Origin of the sequence: Enterococcus pernyi (genome assembly GCF_045371165.1) — a bacterium.
Taxonomy (GTDB): Bacteria; Bacillota; Bacilli; order Lactobacillales; family Enterococcaceae; genus Enterococcus_B; species Enterococcus_B pernyi.
Genome location: NZ_JBIQDM010000002.1, coordinates 263,659 through 287,161 on the forward strand (window position 1 = coordinate 263,659; position 23,503 = coordinate 287,161).

The window sequence follows — 23,503 nt, forward strand, 5'->3', positions numbered from 1 at the left end:
CCAATCTCCTTGCTATTCTAGTGCCGATGCTCCGGCAACAATTTCGGTAATTTCTTGGGTGATCGCCCCTTGTCTTGCACGGTTATAAGAAACCGTCAGATCATCGATGATGTTCGCAGCATTATCTGTTGCGGTTTTCATTGCAGTCATTCCCGCGGCATGTTCTGCCGTTTTCGCATCGACGATCGCACCATAAATCAAACTTTCGGCATATTGCGGCAACAGTTGAGTCAAGATTTCTTCTTTTGAAGGTTCAAAAATATATTCTTGCTCAAAGCTTTTCGCTTCTCCCGGATCTAAATCTGAAATAGGTAACATTTTTTCTACACGAAATTGACTAGTCAATGAATTGATATGATGGTTATAACATACATACAATTCGTCAAATACTTCATTTTGATACATGGTCGTTGCCATGTTCACGATTTTACGAACCTCATCAAAGCTAGGTTGATCAGACAAATTGCGCAGTTCATACGCTAAGTTGATGTCACGAGCTTTAAAGAAATCCGCTCCGGTACCACCAATGGCGATCATGACATATTCATCTGGTGATTGATGGTCTTCTTCCAAGATGGACATGGTTTGTTTCAATATGGAACTATTGTAGCCACCGACTAACCCACCATCAGCTGTGATCACGATATAACCGGTTTTTTTAACTGGTCGACTGATCAGCATACTATTATAATTGACATCTCCTCTTGGATTAGCCGAAGCAATGTCAGTTAATTGTGTTGCTGTTAAATGCGTAACGATTTCTCTCACCTTATTGGCATAAATCTGGAACTTCTGTGAAGAAGCTTCAGATTTTGTCAATTTAGAGGCTGACACCATTTGCATGGCACGAGTGATTTGGCTCGTCTTTTTCGTTGACGCGATTCGTGTCTTGATTTCATTTAATGAAGCGCCCATTCATCTCACCTCACTATGCATTTTGAATGGATTTCAATTTGTCTTCTGTTGAAGAATTATTTCCTTTTGTTGCCATAAAGATATCTTTGTACTCTTGAATTGCTTGGTTCAACGCTTCTTCTTCAGGAAGATCTTTCGTTGTACGGATCGTTTCAAAGAGATCTGCATGATTTGTCTCAAGATATTCAAATAACTCATGTTCAAAATCTAAAATGCTATCTACAGGGATACTGTCTAAGTAACCGTGTGTCAATGCATATAAGATGACTACTTGTTTTTCCACTGCAAGAGGTGCATGTAATTTTTGCTTCAAGATTTCTACTGTACGACGACCACGATTCAATTTCGCTTGTGTCGCCGCATCTAAATCAGAGCCAAATTGCGTAAATGCTTCTAATTCACGGTAACTTGCTAAGTCTAGACGCAATGTTCCGGCAACTTTTTTCATTGCTTTGATCTGTGCTGAACCACCAACACGAGAAACTGATAACCCTGCATCTACGGCTGGACGAGTTCCTGCATAGAACAAATCACTTTCTAAGAAGATTTGTCCATCAGTGATCGAAATGACGTTTGTTGGAATATAAGCAGAGATATCCCCAGCTTGTGTTTCAACAAATGGTAAAGCAGTCATTGACCCTCCACCTAGATCATCACTTAATTTTGCTGCACGTTCTAACAAACGTGAGTGCAAGTAGAAAACATCCCCTGGATAGGCTTCGCGGCCTGGTGGTCGACGAAGTAATAAAGAAAGCTCACGATAGGCAACAGCTTGTTTAGATAGATCATCAAAAATGATCAATACATGTTTGCCGTTATACATGAATTCTTCACCCATAGCTGTTCCAGCATAAGGTGCGATGTATAGCAATGGTGCAGGTTGAGAAGCGCCCGCATTGACTACGATCGTATAATCCATTGCGCCATATTTTTTCAATGTTTCTACTTGTGTACGTACCGTTGAATCTTTTTGTCCAATAGCTACATAGATACAAATCATATCTTGACCTTTTTGGTTGATGATTGTATCGATTGCAATCGATGTTTTCCCTGTTTTACGGTCACCGATGACTAATTCACGTTGTCCACGTCCGATCGGAACTAACGCATCGATCGCTTTCAACCCTGTTTGCATTGGTTCGTTGACTGATTTACGTTGCATAACACCAGGTGCCATCGCTTCAACTGGACGTGTTTTGTCCGTCACGATTTCTCCTAGCCCATCAATGGGTTGTCCTAAAGGATTGACGACACGTCCGATCATTGCGTCCCCTACAGGTACTTCCATGATCTTTCCTGTGCGTTTTACTTTATCCCCTTCACGAATGGATTCAAAATCACCTAAGATAATGATTCCGACATCATTTGATTCCAAGTTTTGTGCCATACCATATGAACCGTTCGAAAATTCAAGTAGTTCACCACTCATGGCATTTTCAAGTCCATGCGCACGTGCGATTCCGTCACCAACATAAGTGACTGTACCGATTTCTTCGACTGAAAGCACGTTTTCATAATGTTCAATTTGTTCTTTAATCAAGGCACTAATTTCTTCTGCTTTGATAGCCATTCGATTCACCTACCTCTTTGTACTATCTATTTAATTGATTACGCAATTTTTCCAACTGCGTCCGAATGCTTCCGTCGATCACTTGATGATCTGCTTCTACAATTGCCCCACCAATGATCGTAGAATCAACTTGTTGCTTCAATTCGACCGTTTGATAGTTCATTGTTTTAGCGACATTTTCTTCAAGTCTAGTCAATTGTTCCGCTGAAAGTGGGACTGCTGTAGTCACACTTCCCAGTAACAAACCATTATTTTCATTGTAACGATGTTCATATTCGTCGATCATCAAAGGTAGATCGTTCATCCGATTGTACATGAACACGACTTCTAAAAAGTTTTTTACGATTCCTTGATAACCACTGACTAATTTGTCCATGATCAATCGCTTTTCATGAGGTTCCAACCGAACATCACTAAGGATACTCCCTAATTCAGGAACATCAGCATAGATTTTACGTAGACTAAGAAGTTCTTGGTAAATTTCTTCTGTATTATTTGAATCGATCGCCAGTTCAAATAATGCTTTTCCGTAACGTCTACCTACTGTATATTTATCTAGTTTCATTTGACGAACCTAGACCTTCGATATATTGATTGATTAAAGATTCGTGCATTTCTGGAGATAATTCTTTATTCAAGATTTTTTCCGCGATTTGAAGAGAAAGTTCAGCTACATCGTCTTTGACTGAGTTCAATGCCGTATCACGTTCCATCGTGATATCCGATTGAGCTTTACTTTTTAGACGAGCAACTTCTTCTTGCGTCTCCTTCAAAATATTTTGGCGGCTTAATTCTCCACTTTCTTTCGCATGTTTGATGATATCCGCAGCATCAGAGCGAGAAGCCAACAATTGTTGCTCACGTTCTTGTTCTAATTTTGCTGATTTGATGCGAGATTGTTCTGCAGAATCTAAATCATTGGCGATCTTATCTTCACGTTTTTTCAAAATATCGCTGATCGGTCCCCACGCAAAGTGTTTTAATAGGACCATTAATATCAAAAATGAGCCGCTGACAACGATGATATTACCTAACATCGGATTGCCAACTTCTGCAATTGCCAATTGATTCAGCATAGGTTAGCCTTCCTTTCTCTGAGAATCCAGTTTTCTTAGATTGCGTATTTAATAAAATAGTAGATAGCTTTTTTGACTATCGCGCAACCTCAGCATTTTTATTACACACCAAAAACTAGGATCAAGGCGATAACAACACCTAGAATAGGAACGGCTTCGACTAAGGCTACCCCGATGAACATCGTTGTACGTAATTGACCTGACATTTCAGGTTGGCGTGCCATTGATTCGATTGTTTTAGAAATTACTTGACCATTACCGTAACCAGCTCCGATAGCTGCCCCTAAGATTGCGATTGCTGCTGCGATATAATTCATAATTTACTTCCTCCTAAAATAGTTTAAATAGTAATTAAATCTAGTTATTTTACTCTTCTACTTCGATTTTGTGACTCATATATACCATTGATAAAGTGACAAAGACAAATGCTTGGATGCTTCCGATAAATAATGAGAACGCGATCCAAACCATCTCTAACGGAATTGCTAAAGGCAATGAGAACCAGCCTAAGCTTGTCATCATTTTTGCGATTAAAGTTAGCAATACTTCTCCCGCATAAATATTCCCATAAAGACGTAAAGCAAGTGTTAACAAGTTTGTGAACTCTTCGATCACCTTCATTGGAAACATAAAACTATAAGGTTTTAGGAACGAGTTGACAAAGTAACCTTTGAAGCCGAGCTTCTTCACCCCGAATAGATGAGTAAGTGTGATCATAATAAATGCCAATGTTAAAGTTACAAACGGGTCTGCTGTCGGACTTTTCCAAAGTGTCGTTTCGCTAGGTAAGACGATTTTTGTAACTAAACCGATATTGTTCGCAACAAAAACAAAGAGAAACAAGGTAAATGCCAATAAATGAAAATTATTCAATTCTTTTCTAGGCACATTATCTGTAACGATCCCTCGTGTAAAATCAATGACCCATTCAAGTGCATTTTGCTTCCCAGTTGGCTTCATCTTTAGATTTCTTGTAAAGAAGTAAACTAAAAAGAAAACGATCAAACAAGTTAACAACACCATCAAACAAACAGTCCCATCAAACCAAACCGGTCCAATGTGGAACGTTAGCGAGCGTTCATCCAATCCATTTCACCTCTTTTCCCCGAATTTCACATAAAATCAATTTCATGTGTGTATCTGGTTTTTCTTTATCGGTTTCTAACCAAACGGTATCATACCACCACGAAATAGAAATTTCAAAGTATTTTCATGAAAATTAGACACTTTTTTATTTCAGTCTAAAAATCATCAAAAACATGGATGATATGATGCCAGGAAACTCAGAAAAAACCTGTGATAATCATGTTTCATCAGATTAAATGCTAACAAATTTTATCATTAAGTAAATCTAAAAGCACCGAATATGCGAAAAAGGATAATGAAATTATCTAGAGAAATTTTTTAATGTACGATCAATTTGTCGATCCACATCTTTTCGCTTCAGATCTTCTCGCTTATCATACGATTTTTTCCCTTTGGCCAATCCGATCAAGACTTTCGCATAGCCATCTCGGATATAGACTTTCAAAGGAACAATCGTGATTCCGGTATTTTTTGTTTCATTCAATAAACGCGCAATTTGCTTTTTATGCAATAACAATTTTCTAGTTCTTAGTGGATCATGATTAAAGATATTCCCTTGTTCATAAGGGCTGACATGGACATTATGCAAAAAAGCTTCGCCGTTTCTCACACGAACAAATCCATCTTTTAAGTTGATACGACTATTGCGAATAGATTTGATCTCTGTACCTTGTAAAACCATTCCTGCTTCCATTGTGTCGATGATCGAATAATCATGGCGAGCTTTTTTATTTTGCGCAATCAGTTTTCCCTCGCCTTTTGGCATTGGACATTCCCCCAATTCATTTTCATTTTATATTTATTTTTTCTTTTTCTTCTTGGTGACGCCTTTGTAAAAAGGTTTTTTCCCTTTTTTCCCTTTTTCTTTTTTTGGACCATATTTACTATCGGCTTTCTTCGGACGTTTTTTCTTGTCCGTTTGCCGTCCATTTGAATGTTTTGAAGAACCTTTATTGGCTTCTTTTCTTCTTCCTTTTGGCGCTTCCAACGGTGCCAATTCCTCTGCGGAGACTAATTCGAAATCAACCGCTCGCTCCGTAGGATCAGCCTTGACTACTTTTACTCGAACTTTTTGTCCGATCTTGAAAGTTAATCCTGTCCGCTCACCAACGAGCGCTAGATGGTTTTCAATGTAGTGGAAGTAATCTTGTTTCAATTCATTGATATGGATCAAACCTTCTACTGTATTTGGAAGTTCGATGAATAACCCGAATTTCACCACAGAGCTGATGATCCCATCAAATTCTTCTCCCACTTTATCCATCATAAACTCGGCTTTCTTCATTGAGTTCACTTCACGTTCTGTTTCAACTGCACGTCGCTCCATTTTCGAGCTATGATCGGCAATATCAGGCAGTGCATTTTCCCAATGCGTCTGATTGCTTTCACTTGGATCTTGACCATATGAACGAATCAAACGATGCACGATCAAGTCTGGATAACGACGGATCGGTGACGTGAAATGTGTATAGTACTCTGCTGCTAATCCGTAATGACCAAAATTATCCTCAGAATAGCGTGCTTGTTGCATACTTCTTAACAACATGGTATTGATCACTGCTGACTCCGGTTTTTCTTCAACATCTTCGATCACTTTTTGTAAGTCCTTAGGTGTGATCGTGCCCTTCGTTCCTTTGACTAAAATCCCTAAAGCAGATGCAAAATCAAAGAATCGTTGCATTTTCTCTTCTTTTGGTTGCTCATGGATACGATAAATAAAAGGGAAATTCGCACGTGAATAATGTTCTGCCACCGTTTCATTGGCTGCTAACATAAAGGATTCAATCAAACGTTCTCCTACACCACGACTCCGCAAGAGGATATCTTGAGGGTGACCGTCTGGATCAACCATGATTTTGGCTTCCCGATCTTCAAAAGAGATCGCACCACGACGAATACGCATCGTCTCTAAGATCTCATGCAACTCACCCATCGCTTGAAACATAGGAACCAATGGTTCATAGCGAGCCATAGTTTCTTCGTCTTGCTCTTCTAAGATCTGATTGACTGCTGTATAAGTCATTCGCTCTGTTGTTTGGATCACACTTGGAAAAATCTCATGAGAAATGATTTTCCCTGTTGGGTCGATCTCCATTTCACAACTCATCGTTAAACGAGGAACCTTAGGATTCAGCGAACAAATACCATTTGATAAACGTTGCGGGATCATCGGAATCACACGATCAGTCAAATACACACTTGTTCCACGTTCATAGGCTTCACGATCTAATTGACTGCCTTCTGTCACATAATATGAAACATCGGCAATGTGGACGCCTAAAAAGTAATTCCCATTATCTAACTTTCTAACTGTGACTGCATCATCTAAATCTTTGGCATCTTCGCCATCGATCGTCACGATCAATTGGTCACGTAAATCCCTGCGACCAATCAAATCTTTGTCACTGATACTATCTGGTACAGCATCTGCTTCGCTTAATACATCATCCGGAAACTGGGTCGGTATTCCATTGGCTACGACAATCGATAAAATATCCATCCCAGGATCATTCTTATGACCAATGACTTGTTTGATGATTCCTTCTAAACTCGTTGCATAGCTTTTTTCTGGATAATGGGTCAATTCGATCAGCACGATACTTCCATCTACTGGACGGACACCTTCTGCTGCGGCGTACACTTTGAATTGATTCATTTTTTTATCTTTTGGAATGACTACTCCATAAAGATCCGTTTCTGCCATTTCATCTTCTGTATAAGCGATGAACTCTCCGGCAATTTGTGTGGTTGCGCGTTGACGAATCTCAACGACCTTTCCTTCGGCTCCACGATCCGAAAAGGCATCCGCCGTTTTGACGATATCGATTGCAACAGTATCCCCGTCCATCGCATAGCCAGTCGCTTCTTTAGGGATATACACATCATCTTCTTCAGGATCGATCGTGACAAACCCAAATCCTCGCTCATTTGCGCGGAACGTTCCTTCAATCAAAATAGGCTGAAGTGGCAGTTTGATTTTTCCTTTTTTGGTAAATACGATACTTTGTTCTCTTTCCATCTGTGCGATGGTTTGCACTAGTAATTTAAAATCTTCGCTTTTTTGAAAGCCAAGACCTTCAGCGATTTCTTCCATCGAAAAACTTTTCTTGCGACTGCTTTCAATAAAGAAAATGATTTTTTCTTTTAATGTTTCTTTTGTCATTATTATTCCTCATTCCAAGGTAAGTTCTCTAGAAAATCCAGTACATCCTTTTCAAACGCTTTTCTTGCTATTCCTACTGTGATCACATGCTTACTTTCTGGATACCAGTGTAAGGAAATGTCAGTTTGCGTAAGTTTTTTTGCTGTCTCGTAGACACCATAAGGATCAATCATTTCATCTTGACCCGCTTGAGCCATGAATACTGGTTTTTGGATATCTGATAACTTACTTTCTGTTATTGCTGCTTGCTCTTGAATATCTATTAATTGTTGCTGTACTCGTGGCCGAAAGCTTTCGACTTTTTGTTCGATCATCGACTCCGATTCACCGGCAATTTTCAAGACCTGGCGTACATAATTCTCAAAATTCTCCGGCACATGATTTTCTACTGGAGAAATTGGCGAACAAAAAAATCCGCCTCCTATCATCGGAAATTCTGATAATGCTCGAACGGCAAAAATGCCACCCATCGACAATCCTAATACGGCGATGTCAGAAAATCCTTCATCGTTGAGAAACTTGATCGCTTGTTTCGTGTCTTGCCACCACGTCTCAGCGTCCTGTTCTAAGATCTCATTTGGAGCAAGCGTGCCATGTCCTGTAAACATTGGGGCATAGACCGAATAGTTTGATTTCTCTAAAAAACGGGCTAACATCCGTACATCATTTGGACTACCTGAATACGCATGCAATAAGAGGATTGCACGCTTCCCATGTTTTTCATAAATAGGTTGTGGTAGACTTTTCATTTTATTCACCTCATTAGCCTTATTTTACCATAGTTAGCAAATACCTTCTTATATAACGGTTCTTTTTCTATTCAACAAAAAAGGTCTGGGAGCATTTCGTTTCCCAGACCTTCTATTTTTTTGAACAATCGATGAACCATCCGTGTATCCTCAAAATCTGAATGAAGCAAATGATCACTTCTGATCATTAGTTTCGAACGATTTATTTAGAAGATAAAAATGCAAGTACGAACAACAGAATCATCCATACAGCGCCCATAACAGCTGTCGAGCGTTGCATTACTGCTTCAAATCCACGTGCTTTTTGCTTTCCGAATAATTGATCTGCGCCACCTGTAAATGCACTTGCTGCACTATTTTGTTTGCTTGGTTGCATCATGATCGCAATGACCATCATAATCGAGATGACAATGACGATCCCTAAAATAATATTATACATCAAACAGCCTCCTTTCTCAAAATATCGTCCTTCTAACTTTATCACATAACATGTCTTGTGACAACAGTGTTTCATAAGATGGGCGATGTTTTAGAGAACATTTCTAGGCTTTTTTACATCGATTTTTTTGCAGGTTCTGTGACAAACGATCCACCTGTATCCTCCTCTAAAATCAATGCTTTTTTGCTAACCATTAACGCTTATTTCCGCCAAACATCATGATATTCAGCTTTTCTCTCAAACTCCGCTTTTGCGTAGGGGCATAACGGAATAACTTTTCTGCCAGTACGTCTGGCTACTTCCACTCCTGTAGCAACCAATTTTTCTGCTAATTTCTGTCCACGAAATGCAGGATCAACAAATGTATGATCAATGATCATAATATCAGGACCAGCATCAGACCACGTCATTTCTCCTATTTCATTTTGTTCATCGTCCAATAACACTAAGCGATTCTTTTCTTCTTTGATTTCCATCATTTCACTCTCCCAACCCTAAAATAACGAACAGTTTCTTTATTCAATTTGATTTTACCAGTCCTATTTTTTTCAAACAATCATTTGTACTTATAGACCCACTCTTTGCTCAATGAATGAAAAAATCACTGTCCAGTAGGTCTCTGGATCTTTACTGACTGCTTCTAAATGTTCTGCTCCAGGCACTAGCAGTAAGGCTTTATCTCCTGCCGTTGCATTTTGGATCGTATAAGCTGCTTCCATCGGAACAAAATGATCATGTTCACCATGGATGATCAGAACGGGTAAATGATTGCTCCCTAACTGTCTCGTTGCTGATGCCTGTTTCAAAGAATAGCCTGCATATTTTTGTGCGTAACGATTCGCATGTCGCATAATGATTTTTTTGGGAAAAACTGTCAATTTGCTTAACATATAACGAAATTCTGAATAAACGGATACAAAGCCACTATCAAGGACCAAGCCTTTGACAGCACTCGGCAACTTCTCGCCACTAGCCATCATGATCGTAGAAGCCCCCATTGAGCCTCCATGTAAGATGATCTTAGCCTCTGGCTCTCGTTGCAAGATCTCATTGATCCAGAGTATCAGATCTAATCGATCCAACCACCCCATCCCAATGATCTCCCCTTCACTTTCCCCATGGGCACGCAAATCAGGGATCAAGACATTGAATCCTTTTTCTGCATACTTTTTCCCGATATAAGACATGTCTTTTTTTCCTGTGCTGCGATAGTCATGGACACAGACTACCCATTTACCTTTGTTCGAATAAGTAGAGAATATCCTCCCCTTCAATTTTAACCCCTCTTGACTTTTAGTCATAATGGGTTCTCCTTGTTGCCAAAAATCTTCTGCTAGATCTTCTAAACGTTGGCGTTGCTCTTCGACTGTCGTCAAAGAGGCAGGGTCCATGAGTTGATGACCTGTCTCTTCATACCAAGCATAACCACGTTGTAATCCAGTTTTGATCAACTTCTTTGCGTACAGATAAGCAATAAAATGATAACTACCGATCATTAATAACATAATTAATAAACTATAAAAAACAATCACTTGCATCCCACACTTTCTACTTGGTGATTGAAACAAAAATTCAAGTATGCTAAATGGTGCTCTAGCATTCTCCTACGTATTTCAACGTTCATTTCTATTGTACCACGTTCTACCAAAGAGGCAGACAGTGAACCATTGACCAGCTGTAATTTTAAACACCTTATTCCTTACAAACGATCTTCTCTTCCTACTTCTAACACTCATAAGAGATAATGAATTGTTTGCATAACATTTACATTCTTCATAAAAATAAGTATACTAATGCCGTGCATTGGAATCAAGGGTTGACCCCTTGGACTGGTTCGGAAACTTCCCAGGATAAAAAACTAAGTGTCTCTAAAGAAAGGAGATTGGAAATAATGCGAAAAGTTATTATTGATTGCGATCCCGGTATCGATGATACATTAGCGCTATTGTTTGCATTAAAATCACCAGAAATCGAAGTTGTCGCAATCACCACCGTTTGTGGGAACGTCCCCGTACATTTGGGAACTGAAAATGTCATCCGTTGTTTGGAACGTTGTGACCGTTTAGACATCCCTGTCTATCAAGGTTCTGCAACACCACTCAACACGCCATTTATCAGCGCTCAAGATACTCACGGCATGGACGGTCTAGGGGAAACGAACTTCCCATTAGTAACAGACAAGCAAGCCGAAACGATCCACGCTGTTGATTTTTTAGCGAGTTATTTTGCTGAACAAAAAGATACTTCAGTGATTGCTTTAGGGCCGCTAACAAATGTCGCTTCTGCTTTACAAAAGAATCCACAAATAGGAAAGCACATGGATCGATTTGTTTCGATGGGCGGCACGTATAAAAGCCACGGCAATTGTTCACCAGTAGCAGAATACAATTACTGGTGTGACCCTGATGCCGCAGCTTATGTATTTGAACATCTTGGTCAAATGATCGAGATGGTCGGTTTAGACGTGACACGAGAAATCGTCTTTACACCAACGATCCTAGAATATTGTTGCCAACTTTCGCCCGAAGAAGGCAACTATTTAAAAGCAATCACACGCTTTTACTTTGACTTTCATTGGCAGCAAGAACGCGTCCTAGGTTGTGTCATCAATGACCCTTTGGCAGTTGCATATTTCATCGATGAACAACTGTGCCAAGGATTCACTAGCTATACTGCTGTTGAAACACAAGGCATCAGCCGCGGACAAACCTTGGTTGATCGTTATGATTTTTGGCAGAAAAAACCAAACAGTCTAATCATGACAGATGTCGACACCTCTCTTTTTTTCCGGAAGTTTTTAGCCGTTCTTTTACATGCACAAGAAGAATTGATAAAAAATGATCTGGAAAGATTAAAGATAGGATGAAAAAAGATGACACAAAAGAAAATCACGACAAGAATGATCACAATCATGGCACTAAGTATCGGAATCAACTTTCTCGGTGGAACGATTGCTTTATGGCTCCGTTTACCGATTTATCTTGATTCGATCGGTACGATTTTTGCAGGTGCCTTACTTGGACCAATTCCTGGGATTTTGACAGGATTGAGTAGTAGCTTACTTAGTGGCGTGACGATGGATATGTTCTCTTTGTATTATTCCCCGATACAAATCATCACTGGGTTATTAGCGGGGTTGATTTTACCACAGAAATTACAGGCGCAAGGTTTGAAGAGTAAACTTTCATTATTCGCATGGACGTTTGTCCTTTCAGCGCCTGGAACCATACTATCCTCGATCATCACGATCCAATTATTTGGTGGTATCACTTCATCAGGTTCAAGTACCATTGTCCAACTTCTTTATGGATTAGGACTAAACCAAGCTGTAAGTGTCACGATTGTTCAAGCAGCGACAGATTATTTAGATCGGCTACTATCGGTCCTTGTCGTTTCACTCGTTGTGTTGAAATTACCAAACCAAGTAGTGGCAAAGACAAGAAATCGTTGATGCGTATTTGTACTATAGCTAATCACTAAATGCAAAAACCCGAACGTCGAATCAATTTCTCTCATCTCTATGAGAAGGAATGATCCATCGTTCGGGTATTGTTTGTTATCCAAAAGTTTTTGTCTCTTATTTGACTGAAAGAGACTTTCCTAAATCCAGTATGCTATCGTTCCATCAACAAGGCACTATCCTGGACTTTAATATTTTTTTCTCGATCTTTATACGTAATTGGTCGGATCACTTTACATGGATTTCCCGCAGCAATCACATTTTCTGGTATATCTTTTGTTACGACACTTCCTGCCCCAATGATGCTATTTGCACCAATCGTTACCCCTTGAAGAACATGGACTCCCGCTCCTAACCAAACTTTATCGCCAATATGGATTGGCTTCGCATAAACGACATGATCAGCACGTTCAAATGGATCTTCTGCATGATTGGCTGCATACAAACCAACTCTCGGCCCTACATAAACATCATTTCCGATCGTCACCTCATGACAATCAAGAATGATCATATCATGGTTCAAATAAACATTATTTCCTATAGAAATGTTGAATCCAAACTCACATTGAAAATTCGACTCGATATAGACATTCTCACCCATTGAAGCGAATAGCGCCCGTAAAATGGGGTATTTATAATGATTTTCTGAATTCACGAGAAAATTGTATCTCCTGCATTGTCTCAAGGCATGATTTCGTGCGTGTACTACTTTAGAGTCCATATCATCGTATGGCAACCCTGTATTGGTTATCTGTTTCACATCATCTTCGCTCATCATTCTCCCCCTATTATCTTATTTGCTTACATGTATTATAACAGAGAGTCTATTTTCTATAAGGAAGAGAGATTTGTGAAAGATCGTGACTGTTTTTTTCTAGTAATTGGTTTCTTGAATTCGCTCTATCTCTTTTCGATAGGATCTTGTTAATTCTTGCTCTTTTTCTTCTAATTGTCGTTCATAGTTTTGAGCCGTATGGATCAGGTTACGATCTATTGCCTCCATTTGATGATAGAATTGTCGGTTATCCCAATGATCATTCTTCGACAAATACATGATTTTTTGTACCAATTGACCTGTTTCTTTCCTAAAGTTTACTAACTGATGATCGATTTCTTCTTGTTGACGGTGTATCTGACGTTTGTTTTCATTAAATCGCTCCTCTAAATCTTGTAGTTTACGTTGTTTCTCTACTGTCCCCATTCTTTATCCCCTTTTCACAGGTGTGAGCAATGTTGGTTGTTTCATTTGTTTGACATACTGTTCTGCTGCAACGGCACTTTCCCCTTCTAAAGCGCCTTTCAAAGTAGATGGTAAGACACTATTCGTTTGTTGATACATTCCTTCTGAGATCTCTTTTAAGGATTCGATCGAAGTTAACTTGGCCTGAGCAATACGACTTTCCTTTGCCAGAATCAGCGCTTGTATGGCTACTCGTTCCCGTTCCTTTTGTTCTTGTCCAAGTCTTTCTAGAAATTCTTGCAATTCTCTATCTTCCATGGATAAACTCCTTTCACTTGTTTTTGAACAAAATATTTCCTGCCTGCCTGTCTGTCATACTCTGTAAGATGATTTGCTACTACCGCCAGTTTATTACTAAATTCCTCCAGCTTCTCTTTATATTGTTTCACTTGATTCGTATTTAATGAGGCTTGTCCACTGTCCCATAAATTATTTTTTTCATATGGGGAAACCATCTCTTGTACTTCCCAATAAGTCAAATAGTTTTTGATTGCTCCCGCACCAGCCAATATTTCTTTTGATATTGCCGTAATCTCATCTTCAAATTCTTTTTGGGCATTTTTAAAGATGATCTCGTACTCTTCGCCTATATTTTTCGCCTTTTGGATGATCGATTGAACTAACTCCGATTGTAAAGTGATTTTTTTAGAACCTGAAGCATTAGAAATTCTTTTATGTAATTCGTTGACCGTCTCGTTCCATTCACTAGCAACTTTTGCTTCCGCAATAATCGTAGCGTATTCTTTTTCAAAATCTTTATACTCTCCAGATAACAATAGTTTTATGACTTCTGTAAAAGATAACCCACCTTCTGGTTTTTCTTTTACTACACGATTCAAATATTTATCGATCAAATGGGAAACCTTGATCCCCGCAGCAAAAATGTAGCCATGTTCCTTTAAATTAGCTTCCTGAAGTGTGCCATCAGGATTTATTTGAAACTGTCCAAAGTCATGGCTAGAGCCGTTTTGATCTTCCATATCAAACGTCGTGTTAAAAGATTTCGGTAGTAAATAGCGAACATTCCCGATTTCATCTACTCCAGGCTTATTTCTATTCAACATAGAAACGATATCAAAAGCATTGACGTAATAATCGATTTTCCCATCCTCTTCCAACTTCTGGATATTTTTTTGTGCCTGTTCAGACATTTTATTGATACTTTCACGCGCATCAGGTCCTTGAAACAAAACCACTTTGTCGATTTTAGCAATATCTTTTTCAGGGAGATTCGCCACAGCCTGAATCGACACCATCGTTCCCAGAGAATGACCTGTGACAGACATTGTAGCATGAGGTGCTTGTGTGGTCATTTCCGTTATCTTCTGGTGCATGGCTTGATTTGCTAATTTTGCTTGCGGAATATAAGCATTTTTTGTTGTAAATGCCTGGTTATTATGCCACCAGTCATTAAGATTCAAATTACTTGAAGAAATACCATCACTGCCTCTAGTAACAAAATAAGTATGCTTAGTCTCTATCGACAACTTAGGCGTATCCGTCACATAATAAGCATTGAATCCAGCTTTTTCATCCGTCAAGAGTCCTTGCTTATATGTGTTTTTTACATAGCTCTGTATTTCATAGCCTCCGTTTACTTTCGGCACTCGGCTGTTTCCTAACTCCTTGACTGTTTTTACGGTGGTGTCGGGTTGGAGGTAGACTGTACTTAAATCATTTCCATGAGCATCTTTTGCATTTGGGAAGTTGAAACGAATAGATTTACCTTTTTCCAAAGCTCTCTTTTCTTTTTTTGTCATGCCATTTACAAAATTATACGTAACTCCAGCATTGTTTCTTCTATTATTGTATGAACTTTGTGCTAAGTTAGCATAAACATTATATGAATTACCTAAGTTAGCCATTATTTAAATTCCTCCAATGCTTCTTCAAAATTATTTGTTGCTATCTCTTCTATTTTAGTAGGTTTTTGTAAATTATTTGGTAACACTTGAATTGCTCCAGCATCTATTTCATTATTATCAATTCCATATAATTCAATATCAACTATATACATCTTTTTGGTGAACGCTCCACTATCTTCTATCCTAAACGATTCCCAATTATATTTGACAATATTTATATTAGCTTTTGAATTTCTCTTTATAATGTACTTTGTTAATTCTTCTTCATGTTCTTTCAAAAAAGCGATTTGTTTTTCTTTTTCTGTCGGTTCCATTATTTTTTTCACTCCTAACGTGCCTAAAAGTACCAAGACAATAGTCAAACTAACTACAATAATTTTTTCCTTTTTCCTCACAAGAACTTCTCCCTTCTGTGGCTGCAACTATAGTAATCATAGTTAGCTAATTTCTTTTTTACTAGACCAAGGTTTTCGCTATGACCACAACCTGTATAAAAGCTTCGCCTAAAATCAGGATATATCTTGATTCTCTATATCAGCTATTAAGTTCCTCATCACTTATTTGTTGTCCATAATGTAAAGTTGACATATCAGGCATATTATTTTGATTTAATTCTATATCCAGTCTGAAATCCATATGTGGATTATGGTTTACAAATCCAAAAATTTGAATTTTTTTGCCAGCCCCACTAGGAAGACTATTTCCGATAACCACTCGATTAACATTATTCCAATCATAATTAATTTCTGTTACTTTTTCACCTTTGTATTGATTAATATATTCTGTCATTTTACTTTCATGCTCTTTCAAAAAAGCAATTTGTTTCTCTCTTTCTGTTGGTTCGCTCATCTTCTTCACTTCTATCGTCATCAAAAGAACTAATAATACACCTATACTTACTAGAATCAGCCACTTTTTCTTTCCCAAATGATTATCCCTCATTCCTTACTCTTCAAATTCTCGGATACTTTTTGTGTAAGTTCTGTCAGCACATCAATACTTTCTAGTATTTTCTATTTGTACTACTCTTTACTCATCTACTTCGTTCATTATTACTATACGTAATTTTTGCCTATTTAAATTAAAATTTACTGGATAAGGCGCATATACGTCGTATACGGTTCGTTTTAGTCTTATACGATCATAGAGAAATGCTTATTTCGTCTAACCTTTTTACAGAGGGAGCAATTATGTTAAGAAAAACAAGCTTAGTAGTTGGTTCTATTGTTCTAGCAATTTTAGGTTTTAGCCCGATGCTATTATCGATCGTTCGAAAAAATAACTCCCACGTGGATATAAAATTAACCCCAAAGTATTATGAGCAGTCAGAAGAGTCTCTGTTTATTTTGGAAAATCAAAAAGAATAAAGCATTGTTTGTTTTATGGACGATACCAGACATGTCTTGGTATTGTCTTTATTGATATGGATGTGTCCTTTACTGTTTGATGTATTACATAGGCTATAATGAAGTTGACCACCTTTTTTTTAACAATAAAAAGCCAGTGTATACATAATAAAACTCACTATATTCATTACTCAAACATCATTCGGAGGTGACCCTTCATGAAAAACCAACTCGCTTTTAAATTTTTACCCAAGTTATGGACTTCTATTTTATATCTTGTGGTGATTGCTATTGGCTCATTCATGTATTTATCAAAGTATTGGAATGTTACGATTTTCACCTCTATCTATCCTGATTTTTATCTTCATATCTCAAACTTTTCAATTAGTTTGATTTTAGGTTTGATTCCATATTTTTGGTTATTGATGGGGATAAAATTCAATTATGTAGTCATCTTTTCTTTACTCTTACTCGTAGTAAATGCACTATGTGAAACTGTCTTTGGATTCATAAACACACCTGATCTTATTGATATGTGTTTTGGCTTTGTTGGTACTGGAATTTCTTTCCTGACATTGTTAATCATTTATACATTCGGACTTTTACCTAATAAAGAAACCACATAATTTTTCAAAAATCATCTGACTGAAATGCAAAACGAGAATCGAAGCCTTAGCTGTCGATTCTCGTTTTCTTATATTTAAGATAAAGTATTACACTTGTGATGATCAACAGAGCAGAAAAAACAAGCAACAAACCGATCACCCAGATATTACTTCCTTGATTGACGATAATCTTGTTTGAACCACCTGTTTGCTCTATCAACCCTTCCAGCTCTTCTTTTGTATAATTAAATTTAGTTACTTTTTCTTTGCCATCAACAGTTAGGATAAACTGATATTCCCCAAACATCAATTCTGCATCACTAACTAACGGTAGATTTAGCTTTGTTTTAGTCATTGGAGTCAATGCAATTGAGCTTTCTTCAATTTCTCCTTCAGAAATGATATCCCCGTTTGGATTGATTACTTTGTACGAGCCGCTTTCCGCAAAAGTTACTGCAGGATCATTGTTGGCTATATAGTAATCAAGCCTTATCGCATCCTGTGAGCTCACAAACTCAAACTCATCATAAGTTTGTTCTTTTTCAGCCTCTATTTCATCCATCTTGAGATGAAATAGGATTACTTTCTCATAGACATGAACGATATCTACAGCATCTTCATGACTTTCTTCACTTAATGTCTGAGAGAAATTCACCCCACCTAAAACTTCTCCATCAAGTTCCTCAGTCACATTGATCAAAATTGCTATCGTTTCACTTTGTTTCGCTTCAACTTTGATTTTCCCGTCTTCTAGTTCGCCATTAGCATCAGTTATCTTCACGTATTTACTAAAGTCATACTTTTCATCTAAAAGGTTTTCTGTATTTTCAACATAAGTGACACTTCCCATCGTTGATATAGCAACCGATGGATAGACAGTAACATCTAAGTCCTTGTCACCTATATTTGTAATCGTAGCAATAAACTCATAGTTCTTATTAAGTTCTGGAGTAAACTGCAGATAGCTATCTCTGATCTCATATTCTTTGGGTTGCACATCCACTAGGATCGATGCAGTATCTTCCTCGGACGCCTCTACTGGTTGTATGTAAAAAAAACATCCCATCAATAAAACGAAAATAAGCGAACAGAAGTCAACTAACTTGTATTCTTTGGCTTGGCTATTTTTTGTCATTATTTCTCCTATTCATTTTCCTATCAAGTATCTTAAATCTCTATATTTTTTCTTGATCATTCTTATTCCTCTTTTTTCACAACAGTAGTTATCCTATCATCATACTTTGTATTTTGATTCATCAGAATGTTTCACTTTTTCCTGATCAAATTGAAAAGAATAAGTATCCTTAGAGATTTTTTTTATTATTTATATTTATTAAATTCATTACTCTAACTTTAAGATAATTCTTGCTTGGACAATCGCGTTTAAATTGTCCCAATGATCCTTATTGTGAATGTCTCTAAAAAAAGCAAAATCTTGGGACTCTTCGTGATACATAATCCCATCAGACACCAAAATATCTGCATCAGTAAAGTCAGAAGTGAAATGAATGATTTTTTTATTAAATATCGTTAGTAATTTACTTTCGATAACTGGTACATATTCCGGATGATGCAACATCGATATAGCAATAGTCACTCTTTCATTGTTTTGGATAGGCAAATAATACGAAAGGATATGTGCTAACTTGTTCGCAAATATTTGTCTATCACCAACTTGAAAATTCCTGTTTTTGACTATTCCCAATAGTAGCTGCTTCACTTCATGGATTCTACTATTGGGACTATTTTGATTAGCCACTCCTTTTAAATTCTCGAAATAAATATTTTTGTATGCCCAACTATTGATGACACTTTCATATAAAATCACATGTTCCACATCGGAATTTATCTTATATTTTTCTGATAATGTTTCGACGACATTCATAGAAAAATCAACGATTTCGTTCTGTCTATGCTCTTTGAATTTTTTGCCTAAGACTATCTTGTCCTGCTTGCTTGTCGTTTCAGGGATGAGAAGTTGTCTACAAAAATAAAAGAATGCAACTTCTTTTTCTCTATCTTCCATGTTTCGAGTTGGTATCAACTTTGTTAGCGAGTTCTCTTCATATAGTTCTTTCATATCAGCGAATAGTTCTATCGCTGTTTTGTCCAAATCTTGTATGATATACCCACGTGACACAGCATTTTCAAGTATTGAGAATAGAATGTCATGCTTTGCTTTTGTTGTCTTCAACCTCTCGTAGTGTCCACCTACTAGGTCAATATTCACTCTTGTTTGGCTATCTGCGAAAACATTATAGGCCATGATTTGTACCAGGTAATGATATGTTCTGATAGACATCTCATTGCCTTCCAAAGAAATTGATTCAAAATTACTATTAATAGTTATTGGTATTTTTTGATAATGAAAGATATCTTTCAGTCGGCTGATCAATTTATAACTATAAGACTTACTAAACATCAACTTTTCGGAAATATCGACTACACGAGTTTTTCGGTGTTTCAAGAGATAGAGCAATAATTGAAAATAAGGTGATTCATTAAAAAACTTTTTTTTCAAATTAACAAATACTTGAAGCAACAGTTCCTGATTAACACCTTCAATTAAACCAATCGTCCCCTTTTCTAGTAAAAAGAAAGATGAAAATGTAAAATTCAATTGTTCGAAGTTTTCTTCGAGTTCAACCAGTAATATTTTCGTTTGATACATCGTTAAGTTTAACCGCTCACTTAATTTATTCAATGACAAATATTTTTCTGTCACTAGAACCGTAAACAGTTGCAACATTTCGTTTTGTTTTTTTGTTAAGTAACGGCTACTAAACGTATCCATTATATATTCCATTTCTTCTACCAACCTTCATTTTTAGAGGATTCTATACTAAGAAGAATTCATTTAGTCAGAATGTTTCATTTTTTATTTTCAGCGAACTATACCGATGTCTCCTAGTTCAACTTGCATGGCTGTTGTATTGGTCTTGCCTGTACATTTTGACTTGATTACTAAGGTAGTGAAGCTTTGATCATGTATATTTGTCTTTCTACGGAATTATTATCTAAACACCTTCACTTTTTCTAATAAATTTCTATTGATTAAAATTTTCTCTGTTTGCATTACTAGATTCATAAATCTGATGGACCAACCAGCGACAGTAGAAGCTTGCAACTACGCGAAAGAATAAAAGAAGGAACACTGATCAGGCAATCAACAAGAGTAGTTTTCATTGATTGGATCAGCATTTCTTCTTTGAATATTCTATAGGACAGACGGATAGATCTACGTATTCTATATTATGATCCATCGTATTCTGTCAATCTTCGCACACTTAACTCTTTTTATCTGGCAAGCCTTTCACAACTGAAAAAAACTATTTTTTAGTCCGGAGTATTATCCCCAAGGATTATTTACTTCTTGTGCTGTCAAGATGATTTTGGCACTATCATCTCTGTTTGATCGCCATACGTAATCATTTGCATCTAAAATGACATCGAAATCTTTTTCGATCTGTACCGAACTCATTCGCATTACCTGTTGTGCTTGAAGATGTGGGTTTGAAGGTTGAATGTCTAGTCCATTTCCATATTGGTCAAGTTTTGCAAAAATATTCACAAAAACATCCTGTGATTTTGTATTATTTACTGTAGCAGTTGCTTTCAAGACCTTCGTTTGTTTACGCATATCTGAGTTTAAGTCAAAATCAGATAATTTGAAATCGACTTTGTTTGTTGTTCCTTCATTGAAAGTGATATCTAGTTTTCCATCTTGGACTTCAATCGGTATTTGTTTTTCACTGACTGCCTCGGATGCGTTTACTAAGCTTGGGTTACTACCTACTAACAACAAAGTTGATAGCATAACTGTTGTGGATACCTTTTTTTTCATTGTTGGATAGCCTCCGGAATTTAATATTTTTTTCACAAAATCAGTTTACATTAAATTCCCTCATAGGGTTTATCCGAACATTCAACTCTTTTTTTAAAAACAGGATAATCTTTCACCACGTTCTTTGCTACATGATAGAAACTTGTCCGGAAAGATGGACTAGGCTCACTCCTTAACTCTATAAAAGCTCCCTATTTGTCCTTTGATCAGAGTTATTAGACCTTTTAGGCGTGATATTTCGACCAAATCCGTGTCCGGTTATCAAAAAAATTTCCATGAGAACTTATTCTCTTACATTCATCAAAAATCAACTTATTTATATTGGAACCGAACACTATGCGGGTTTTGTTTATATGGCAACATATGGTGATGACGTCAAAAGAGTTGGTGGTTAGCTTGAGGAAGTAAAAGAAGCAAATGATAAAGAAGAAATCCTTCGGAATCGTTCGTCGTTTAGATAATCAATAGACTATAACACACTATATAATAAAAAGAAAGCCCACATAGTTGTCGATCTTCAAGTTTATAGGAGGTACATTCTTGTTCTCAATCGTCTCGTTTTCATCATCCATGATAAAGACGCGATGAATTAAGAACAGCTTGGATAAAGCTAATTAATCGATTTTGTGCCTAATAAAAATATGAGGAATGATGATCTTTATTTATATTCATAAGAATCTATGATTTGTTTTTATCATTCGTTTCTGTAAGTACTAAAAATATTTTTTCTGATTAATCATCTGCCTAAAAAAATACCCCTCTCATGTCATTGACATAAGAAGGGCATTTTTACATTCATTTAATTATTTGTTTTTTAAGTTGTAGAAAGATTTCAAACCTTTGTACTCTGCAACTTCACCAAGTTGGTCTTCGATACGTAATAATTGGTTGTATTTCGCAACACGGTCAGTACGTGATAGAGAACCTGTTTTGATTTGGCCAGCGTTTGTTGCAACTGCGATATCAGAGATTGTTGAATCTTCTGTTTCACCAGAACGATGAGAAACTACTGCAGTGTAACCAGCTTCTTTAGCCATTTCGATTGCTTCGAAAGTTTCTGTCAAAGTACCGATTTGGTTAACTTTGATAAGGATTGAGTTAGCAATTCCTTTTTCGATACCTTCAGCAAGTTTTTCAGTGTTTGTTACGAACAAGTCGTCACCCACTAATTGAACTTTGTCGCCTAGAACTTCTGTCAATTTCTTGAATCCATCCCAGTCGTTTTCGTCTAATCCATCTTCAATAGAGATGATTGGGTATTTAGATACTAATTCTTCGTAGAATTTGATCATTTCGTCAGTTGTTTTTTCGCCTTCGCCTGAATCAGCTAATACGTAAACACCTTTTTCTTTGTCGTAGAATTCTGAAGAAGCAGCGTCCATTGCAAGAACAACGTCTTTACCAGGAACATAGCCAGCTTTTTCGATTGCTTCGATGATTACTTCGAAACCTTCTTCGTTTGAACCAAGGTTAGGAGCGAATCCACCTTCGTCACCAACTGAAGTTGCTAATCCACGAGATTTCAAGATTGCAGCTAATGCATGGAATACTTCCGCACCCATACGTAGTGCTTCTTTGAATGTTGGCGCGCCAACAGGCATGATCATGAATTCTTGGAAGTCGATTGAGTTATCCGCATGTGATCCACCGTTGATGATGTTCATCATTGGAGTTGGTAATACTTTTGTGTTGAATCCGCCTAGGTAGTGGTATAAAGGTACTTCTAGGTAGTCAGCAGCTGCACGAGCAACAGCGATTGAAACACCAAGAATAGCGTTCGCACCTAATTTACCTTTGTTAGGAGTTCCGTCTAAAGCGATCATTGCTTTGTCGATAGCCATTTGGTCACGTACATCGTAGCCAATGATTGCTTCAGCAATGATGTTGTTTACGTTGTCAACAGCTTTGATTACACCTTTACCGCCATAACGAGATTTGTCTCCGTCACGTAATTCAACTGCTTCGTATTCACCAGTTGAAGCACCTGAAGGAACCATTCCACGGCCGAAAGCACCGCTTTCTGTGTATACTTCTACTTCGATTGTTGGGTTACCGCGTGAGTCTAGAATCTCGCGAGCGTAAACATCAGTAATAATTGACATGTTTTGTCTCTCCTTTGAGTTTGGTTTTTTCCTAAGGGATTTC

General features: G+C 37.4%; 26 protein-coding genes and 1 riboswitch. Of the genes, 4 read left to right on the top strand and 22 right to left on the bottom strand.

The annotated features are described in order from the left end of the window. Positions 1 to 12: 12 nt before the first annotated feature. The 12 genes from ACH0AK_RS03815 to ACH0AK_RS03870 all read right to left on the bottom strand — a co-directional run bounded on the left by ACH0AK_RS03815 (position 13) and on the right by ACH0AK_RS03870 (position 10,530). A complete protein-coding gene (locus ACH0AK_RS03815; protein WP_010734890.1) occupies positions 13 to 915 on the bottom strand; it encodes a F0F1 ATP synthase subunit gamma in 903 nt (300 codons plus the stop codon). 13 nt (positions 916 to 928) lie between these two features. Next, positions 929 to 2,485, bottom strand: a complete 1,557-nt coding sequence (gene atpA, locus ACH0AK_RS03820; protein ID WP_010734889.1) for a F0F1 ATP synthase subunit alpha — start codon at positions 2,483 to 2,485, stop codon at positions 929 to 931. A 22-nt stretch (positions 2,486 to 2,507) separates the two neighbouring features. Then, positions 2,508 to 3,050 carry an ATP synthase F1 subunit delta gene (gene atpH, locus ACH0AK_RS03825; RefSeq protein ID WP_010734888.1) on the bottom strand — a complete coding sequence of 181 codons (543 nt, stop codon included), beginning with the start codon at positions 3,048 to 3,050 and terminating at the stop codon, positions 2,508 to 2,510. Further along, positions 3,037 to 3,561, bottom strand: a complete 525-nt coding sequence (atpF, locus tag ACH0AK_RS03830; protein WP_010734887.1) for a F0F1 ATP synthase subunit B — start codon at positions 3,559 to 3,561, stop codon at positions 3,037 to 3,039. The genes atpH and atpF overlap by 14 nt, the downstream gene beginning before the upstream one ends. 101 nt (positions 3,562 to 3,662) lie before the next feature. Next, positions 3,663 to 3,878, bottom strand: a complete 216-nt coding sequence (atpE, locus tag ACH0AK_RS03835; protein ID WP_010734886.1) for an ATP synthase F0 subunit C — start codon at positions 3,876 to 3,878, stop codon at positions 3,663 to 3,665. Positions 3,879 to 3,927: 49 nt separating this feature from the next. Then, positions 3,928 to 4,647, bottom strand: coding sequence for a F0F1 ATP synthase subunit A (atpB, locus tag ACH0AK_RS03840; RefSeq protein WP_010734885.1), 720 nt, complete (start codon positions 4,645 to 4,647; stop codon positions 3,928 to 3,930). A gap of 301 nt (positions 4,648 to 4,948) precedes the next feature. Beyond that, positions 4,949 to 5,413: an SsrA-binding protein SmpB gene (gene smpB, locus ACH0AK_RS03845; RefSeq protein WP_010734884.1), complete on the bottom strand. Its 465-nt coding sequence runs from the start codon at positions 5,411 to 5,413 to the stop codon at positions 4,949 to 4,951. A 33-nt stretch (positions 5,414 to 5,446) separates the two neighbouring features. After that, positions 5,447 to 7,810, bottom strand: coding sequence for a ribonuclease R (rnr, locus tag ACH0AK_RS03850; protein ID WP_499796732.1), 2,364 nt, complete (start codon positions 7,808 to 7,810; stop codon positions 5,447 to 5,449). Positions 7,811 to 7,812: 2 nt separating this feature from the next. Further along, positions 7,813 to 8,559 carry an alpha/beta hydrolase gene (locus tag ACH0AK_RS03855; RefSeq protein WP_010734882.1) on the bottom strand — a complete coding sequence of 249 codons (747 nt, stop codon included), beginning with the start codon at positions 8,557 to 8,559 and terminating at the stop codon, positions 7,813 to 7,815. A 202-nt stretch (positions 8,560 to 8,761) separates the two neighbouring features. Beyond that, positions 8,762 to 8,998 carry a preprotein translocase subunit SecG gene (gene secG, locus ACH0AK_RS03860; RefSeq protein WP_010734881.1) on the bottom strand — a complete coding sequence of 79 codons (237 nt, stop codon included), beginning with the start codon at positions 8,996 to 8,998 and terminating at the stop codon, positions 8,762 to 8,764. A gap of 200 nt (positions 8,999 to 9,198) precedes the next feature. Next, entirely contained in the window at positions 9,199 to 9,474 is a 276-nt protein-coding gene (locus ACH0AK_RS03865; protein ID WP_019724263.1) for a GNAT family N-acetyltransferase, read from the bottom strand. Between the two features lie 90 nt (positions 9,475 to 9,564). Next, complete coding sequence (locus tag ACH0AK_RS03870) at positions 9,565 to 10,530, bottom strand: alpha/beta hydrolase (RefSeq protein ID WP_029594240.1); 966 nt, start codon at positions 10,528 to 10,530, stop codon at positions 9,565 to 9,567. A 291-nt stretch (positions 10,531 to 10,821) separates the two neighbouring features. Further along, positions 10,822 to 10,866: riboswitch (PreQ1 riboswitch) on the top strand. 23 nt (positions 10,867 to 10,889) lie between these two features. Here ACH0AK_RS03870 and ACH0AK_RS03875 point away from each other — a divergent pair. Next, complete coding sequence (locus tag ACH0AK_RS03875) at positions 10,890 to 11,864, top strand: nucleoside hydrolase (RefSeq protein WP_010734878.1); 975 nt, start codon at positions 10,890 to 10,892, stop codon at positions 11,862 to 11,864. 6 nt (positions 11,865 to 11,870) lie between these two features. Then, the gene (locus ACH0AK_RS03880) at positions 11,871 to 12,449 is read left to right on the top strand and encodes an ECF transporter S component (protein ID WP_023520040.1); all 579 of its coding nucleotides are present in this window, start codon (positions 11,871 to 11,873) and stop codon (positions 12,447 to 12,449) included. Between the two features lie 163 nt (positions 12,450 to 12,612). Here ACH0AK_RS03880 and ACH0AK_RS03885 read toward each other — a convergent pair whose 3' ends face one another. The 6 genes from ACH0AK_RS03885 to ACH0AK_RS03910 form a co-directional block, all read right to left on the bottom strand. Further along, positions 12,613 to 13,233 carry a sugar O-acetyltransferase gene (locus ACH0AK_RS03885; RefSeq protein ID WP_010734876.1) on the bottom strand — a complete coding sequence of 207 codons (621 nt, stop codon included), beginning with the start codon at positions 13,231 to 13,233 and terminating at the stop codon, positions 12,613 to 12,615. A gap of 99 nt (positions 13,234 to 13,332) precedes the next feature. Next, on the bottom strand, positions 13,333 to 13,659 hold the full coding sequence (locus ACH0AK_RS03890) for a hypothetical protein (RefSeq protein ID WP_023520041.1): 327 nt from the start codon (positions 13,657 to 13,659) through the stop codon (positions 13,333 to 13,335). Positions 13,660 to 13,662: 3 nt separating this feature from the next. Further along, positions 13,663 to 13,956: a hypothetical protein gene (locus ACH0AK_RS03895; protein WP_023520042.1), complete on the bottom strand. Its 294-nt coding sequence runs from the start codon at positions 13,954 to 13,956 to the stop codon at positions 13,663 to 13,665. After that, complete coding sequence (locus ACH0AK_RS03900) at positions 13,926 to 15,563, bottom strand: cutinase family protein (RefSeq protein WP_137072626.1); 1,638 nt, start codon at positions 15,561 to 15,563, stop codon at positions 13,926 to 13,928. The genes ACH0AK_RS03895 and ACH0AK_RS03900 overlap by 31 nt, the downstream gene beginning before the upstream one ends. Beyond that, positions 15,563 to 15,958 carry a hypothetical protein gene (locus ACH0AK_RS03905; RefSeq protein WP_010734872.1) on the bottom strand — a complete coding sequence of 132 codons (396 nt, stop codon included), beginning with the start codon at positions 15,956 to 15,958 and terminating at the stop codon, positions 15,563 to 15,565. The genes ACH0AK_RS03900 and ACH0AK_RS03905 overlap by 1 nt, the downstream gene beginning before the upstream one ends. A 139-nt stretch (positions 15,959 to 16,097) precedes the next feature. Further along, a complete protein-coding gene (locus ACH0AK_RS03910) occupies positions 16,098 to 16,490 on the bottom strand; it encodes a hypothetical protein (protein WP_224434139.1) in 393 nt (130 codons plus the stop codon). Positions 16,491 to 16,753: 263 nt separating this feature from the next. Between ACH0AK_RS03910 and ACH0AK_RS03915 the strand changes: the two genes are divergently transcribed. Both ACH0AK_RS03915 and ACH0AK_RS03920 read left to right on the top strand, forming a co-directional pair. Further along, on the top strand, positions 16,754 to 16,930 hold the full coding sequence (locus ACH0AK_RS03915) for a hypothetical protein (protein ID WP_010734870.1): 177 nt from the start codon (positions 16,754 to 16,756) through the stop codon (positions 16,928 to 16,930). A 197-nt stretch (positions 16,931 to 17,127) separates the two neighbouring features. Then, positions 17,128 to 17,535 (top strand): hypothetical protein, encoded by a 408-nt coding sequence (locus ACH0AK_RS03920; RefSeq protein ID WP_023520046.1) that lies wholly within the window; start codon positions 17,128 to 17,130, stop codon positions 17,533 to 17,535. A gap of 46 nt (positions 17,536 to 17,581) precedes the next feature. Here ACH0AK_RS03920 and ACH0AK_RS03925 read toward each other — a convergent pair whose 3' ends face one another. The 4 genes from ACH0AK_RS03925 to eno all read right to left on the bottom strand — a co-directional run bounded on the left by ACH0AK_RS03925 (position 17,582) and on the right by eno (position 23,460). Next, positions 17,582 to 18,649 (bottom strand): WxL protein peptidoglycan domain-containing protein, encoded by a 1,068-nt coding sequence (locus ACH0AK_RS03925; protein WP_023520047.1) that lies wholly within the window; start codon positions 18,647 to 18,649, stop codon positions 17,582 to 17,584. A 207-nt stretch (positions 18,650 to 18,856) separates the two neighbouring features. Then, a complete protein-coding gene (locus tag ACH0AK_RS03930) occupies positions 18,857 to 20,320 on the bottom strand; it encodes a helix-turn-helix domain-containing protein (protein WP_137073085.1) in 1,464 nt (487 codons plus the stop codon). Positions 20,321 to 20,863: 543 nt separating this feature from the next. After that, positions 20,864 to 21,358: a hypothetical protein gene (locus ACH0AK_RS03935; RefSeq protein WP_019723101.1), complete on the bottom strand. Its 495-nt coding sequence runs from the start codon at positions 21,356 to 21,358 to the stop codon at positions 20,864 to 20,866. Positions 21,359 to 22,161: 803 nt separating this feature from the next. Further along, complete coding sequence (gene eno / locus ACH0AK_RS03940) at positions 22,162 to 23,460, bottom strand: phosphopyruvate hydratase (protein ID WP_010734865.1); 1,299 nt, start codon at positions 23,458 to 23,460, stop codon at positions 22,162 to 22,164. Positions 23,461 to 23,503 lie beyond the last annotated feature (43 nt).

Bases quoted from the DNA above. Each gene is read 5' to 3' on its own strand.
- ACH0AK_RS03935 (WP_019723101.1), bottom strand. From the start codon at position 21,358: ATGAAAAAAAAGGTATCCACAACAGTTATGCTATCAACTTTGTTGTTA.
- atpA (WP_010734889.1), bottom strand. From the start codon at position 2,485: ATGGCTATCAAAGCAGAAGAAATTAGTGCCTTGATTAAAGAACAAATT.
- eno (WP_010734865.1), bottom strand. From the start codon at position 23,460: ATGTCAATTATTACTGATGTTTACGCTCGCGAGATTCTAGACTCACGC.
- ACH0AK_RS03815 (WP_010734890.1), bottom strand. From the start codon at position 915: ATGGGCGCTTCATTAAATGAAATCAAGACACGAATCGCGTCAACGAAA.
- ACH0AK_RS03890 (WP_023520041.1), bottom strand. From the start codon at position 13,659: ATGGGGACAGTAGAGAAACAACGTAAACTACAAGATTTAGAGGAGCGA.
- ACH0AK_RS03925 (WP_023520047.1), bottom strand. From the start codon at position 18,649: ATGACAAAAAATAGCCAAGCCAAAGAATACAAGTTAGTTGACTTCTGT.
- ACH0AK_RS03920 (WP_023520046.1), top strand. From the start codon at position 17,128: ATGAAAAACCAACTCGCTTTTAAATTTTTACCCAAGTTATGGACTTCT.
- ACH0AK_RS03875 (WP_010734878.1), top strand. From the start codon at position 10,890: ATGCGAAAAGTTATTATTGATTGCGATCCCGGTATCGATGATACATTA.
- ACH0AK_RS03885 (WP_010734876.1), bottom strand. From the start codon at position 13,233: ATGAGCGAAGATGATGTGAAACAGATAACCAATACAGGGTTGCCATAC.
- atpH (WP_010734888.1), bottom strand. From the start codon at position 3,050: ATGAAACTAGATAAATATACAGTAGGTAGACGTTACGGAAAAGCATTA.
- ACH0AK_RS03930 (WP_137073085.1), bottom strand. From the start codon at position 20,320: ATGGAATATATAATGGATACGTTTAGTAGCCGTTACTTAACAAAAAAA.
- atpE (WP_010734886.1), bottom strand. From the start codon at position 3,878: ATGAATTATATCGCAGCAGCAATCGCAATCTTAGGGGCAGCTATCGGA.
- secG (WP_010734881.1), bottom strand. From the start codon at position 8,998: ATGTATAATATTATTTTAGGGATCGTCATTGTCATCTCGATTATGATG.
- rnr (WP_499796732.1), bottom strand. From the start codon at position 7,810: ATGACAAAAGAAACATTAAAAGAAAAAATCATTTTCTTTATTGAAAGC.
- ACH0AK_RS03895 (WP_023520042.1), bottom strand. From the start codon at position 13,956: ATGGAAGATAGAGAATTGCAAGAATTTCTAGAAAGACTTGGACAAGAA.
- ACH0AK_RS03915 (WP_010734870.1), top strand. From the start codon at position 16,754: ATGTTAAGAAAAACAAGCTTAGTAGTTGGTTCTATTGTTCTAGCAATT.
- ACH0AK_RS03855 (WP_010734882.1), bottom strand. From the start codon at position 8,559: ATGAAAAGTCTACCACAACCTATTTATGAAAAACATGGGAAGCGTGCA.
- atpF (WP_010734887.1), bottom strand. From the start codon at position 3,561: ATGCTGAATCAATTGGCAATTGCAGAAGTTGGCAATCCGATGTTAGGT.
- ACH0AK_RS03900 (WP_137072626.1), bottom strand. From the start codon at position 15,563: ATGGCTAACTTAGGTAATTCATATAATGTTTATGCTAACTTAGCACAA.
- ACH0AK_RS03865 (WP_019724263.1), bottom strand. From the start codon at position 9,474: ATGGAAATCAAAGAAGAAAAGAATCGCTTAGTGTTATTGGACGATGAA.
- ACH0AK_RS03880 (WP_023520040.1), top strand. From the start codon at position 11,871: ATGACACAAAAGAAAATCACGACAAGAATGATCACAATCATGGCACTA.
- smpB (WP_010734884.1), bottom strand. From the start codon at position 5,413: ATGCCAAAAGGCGAGGGAAAACTGATTGCGCAAAATAAAAAAGCTCGC.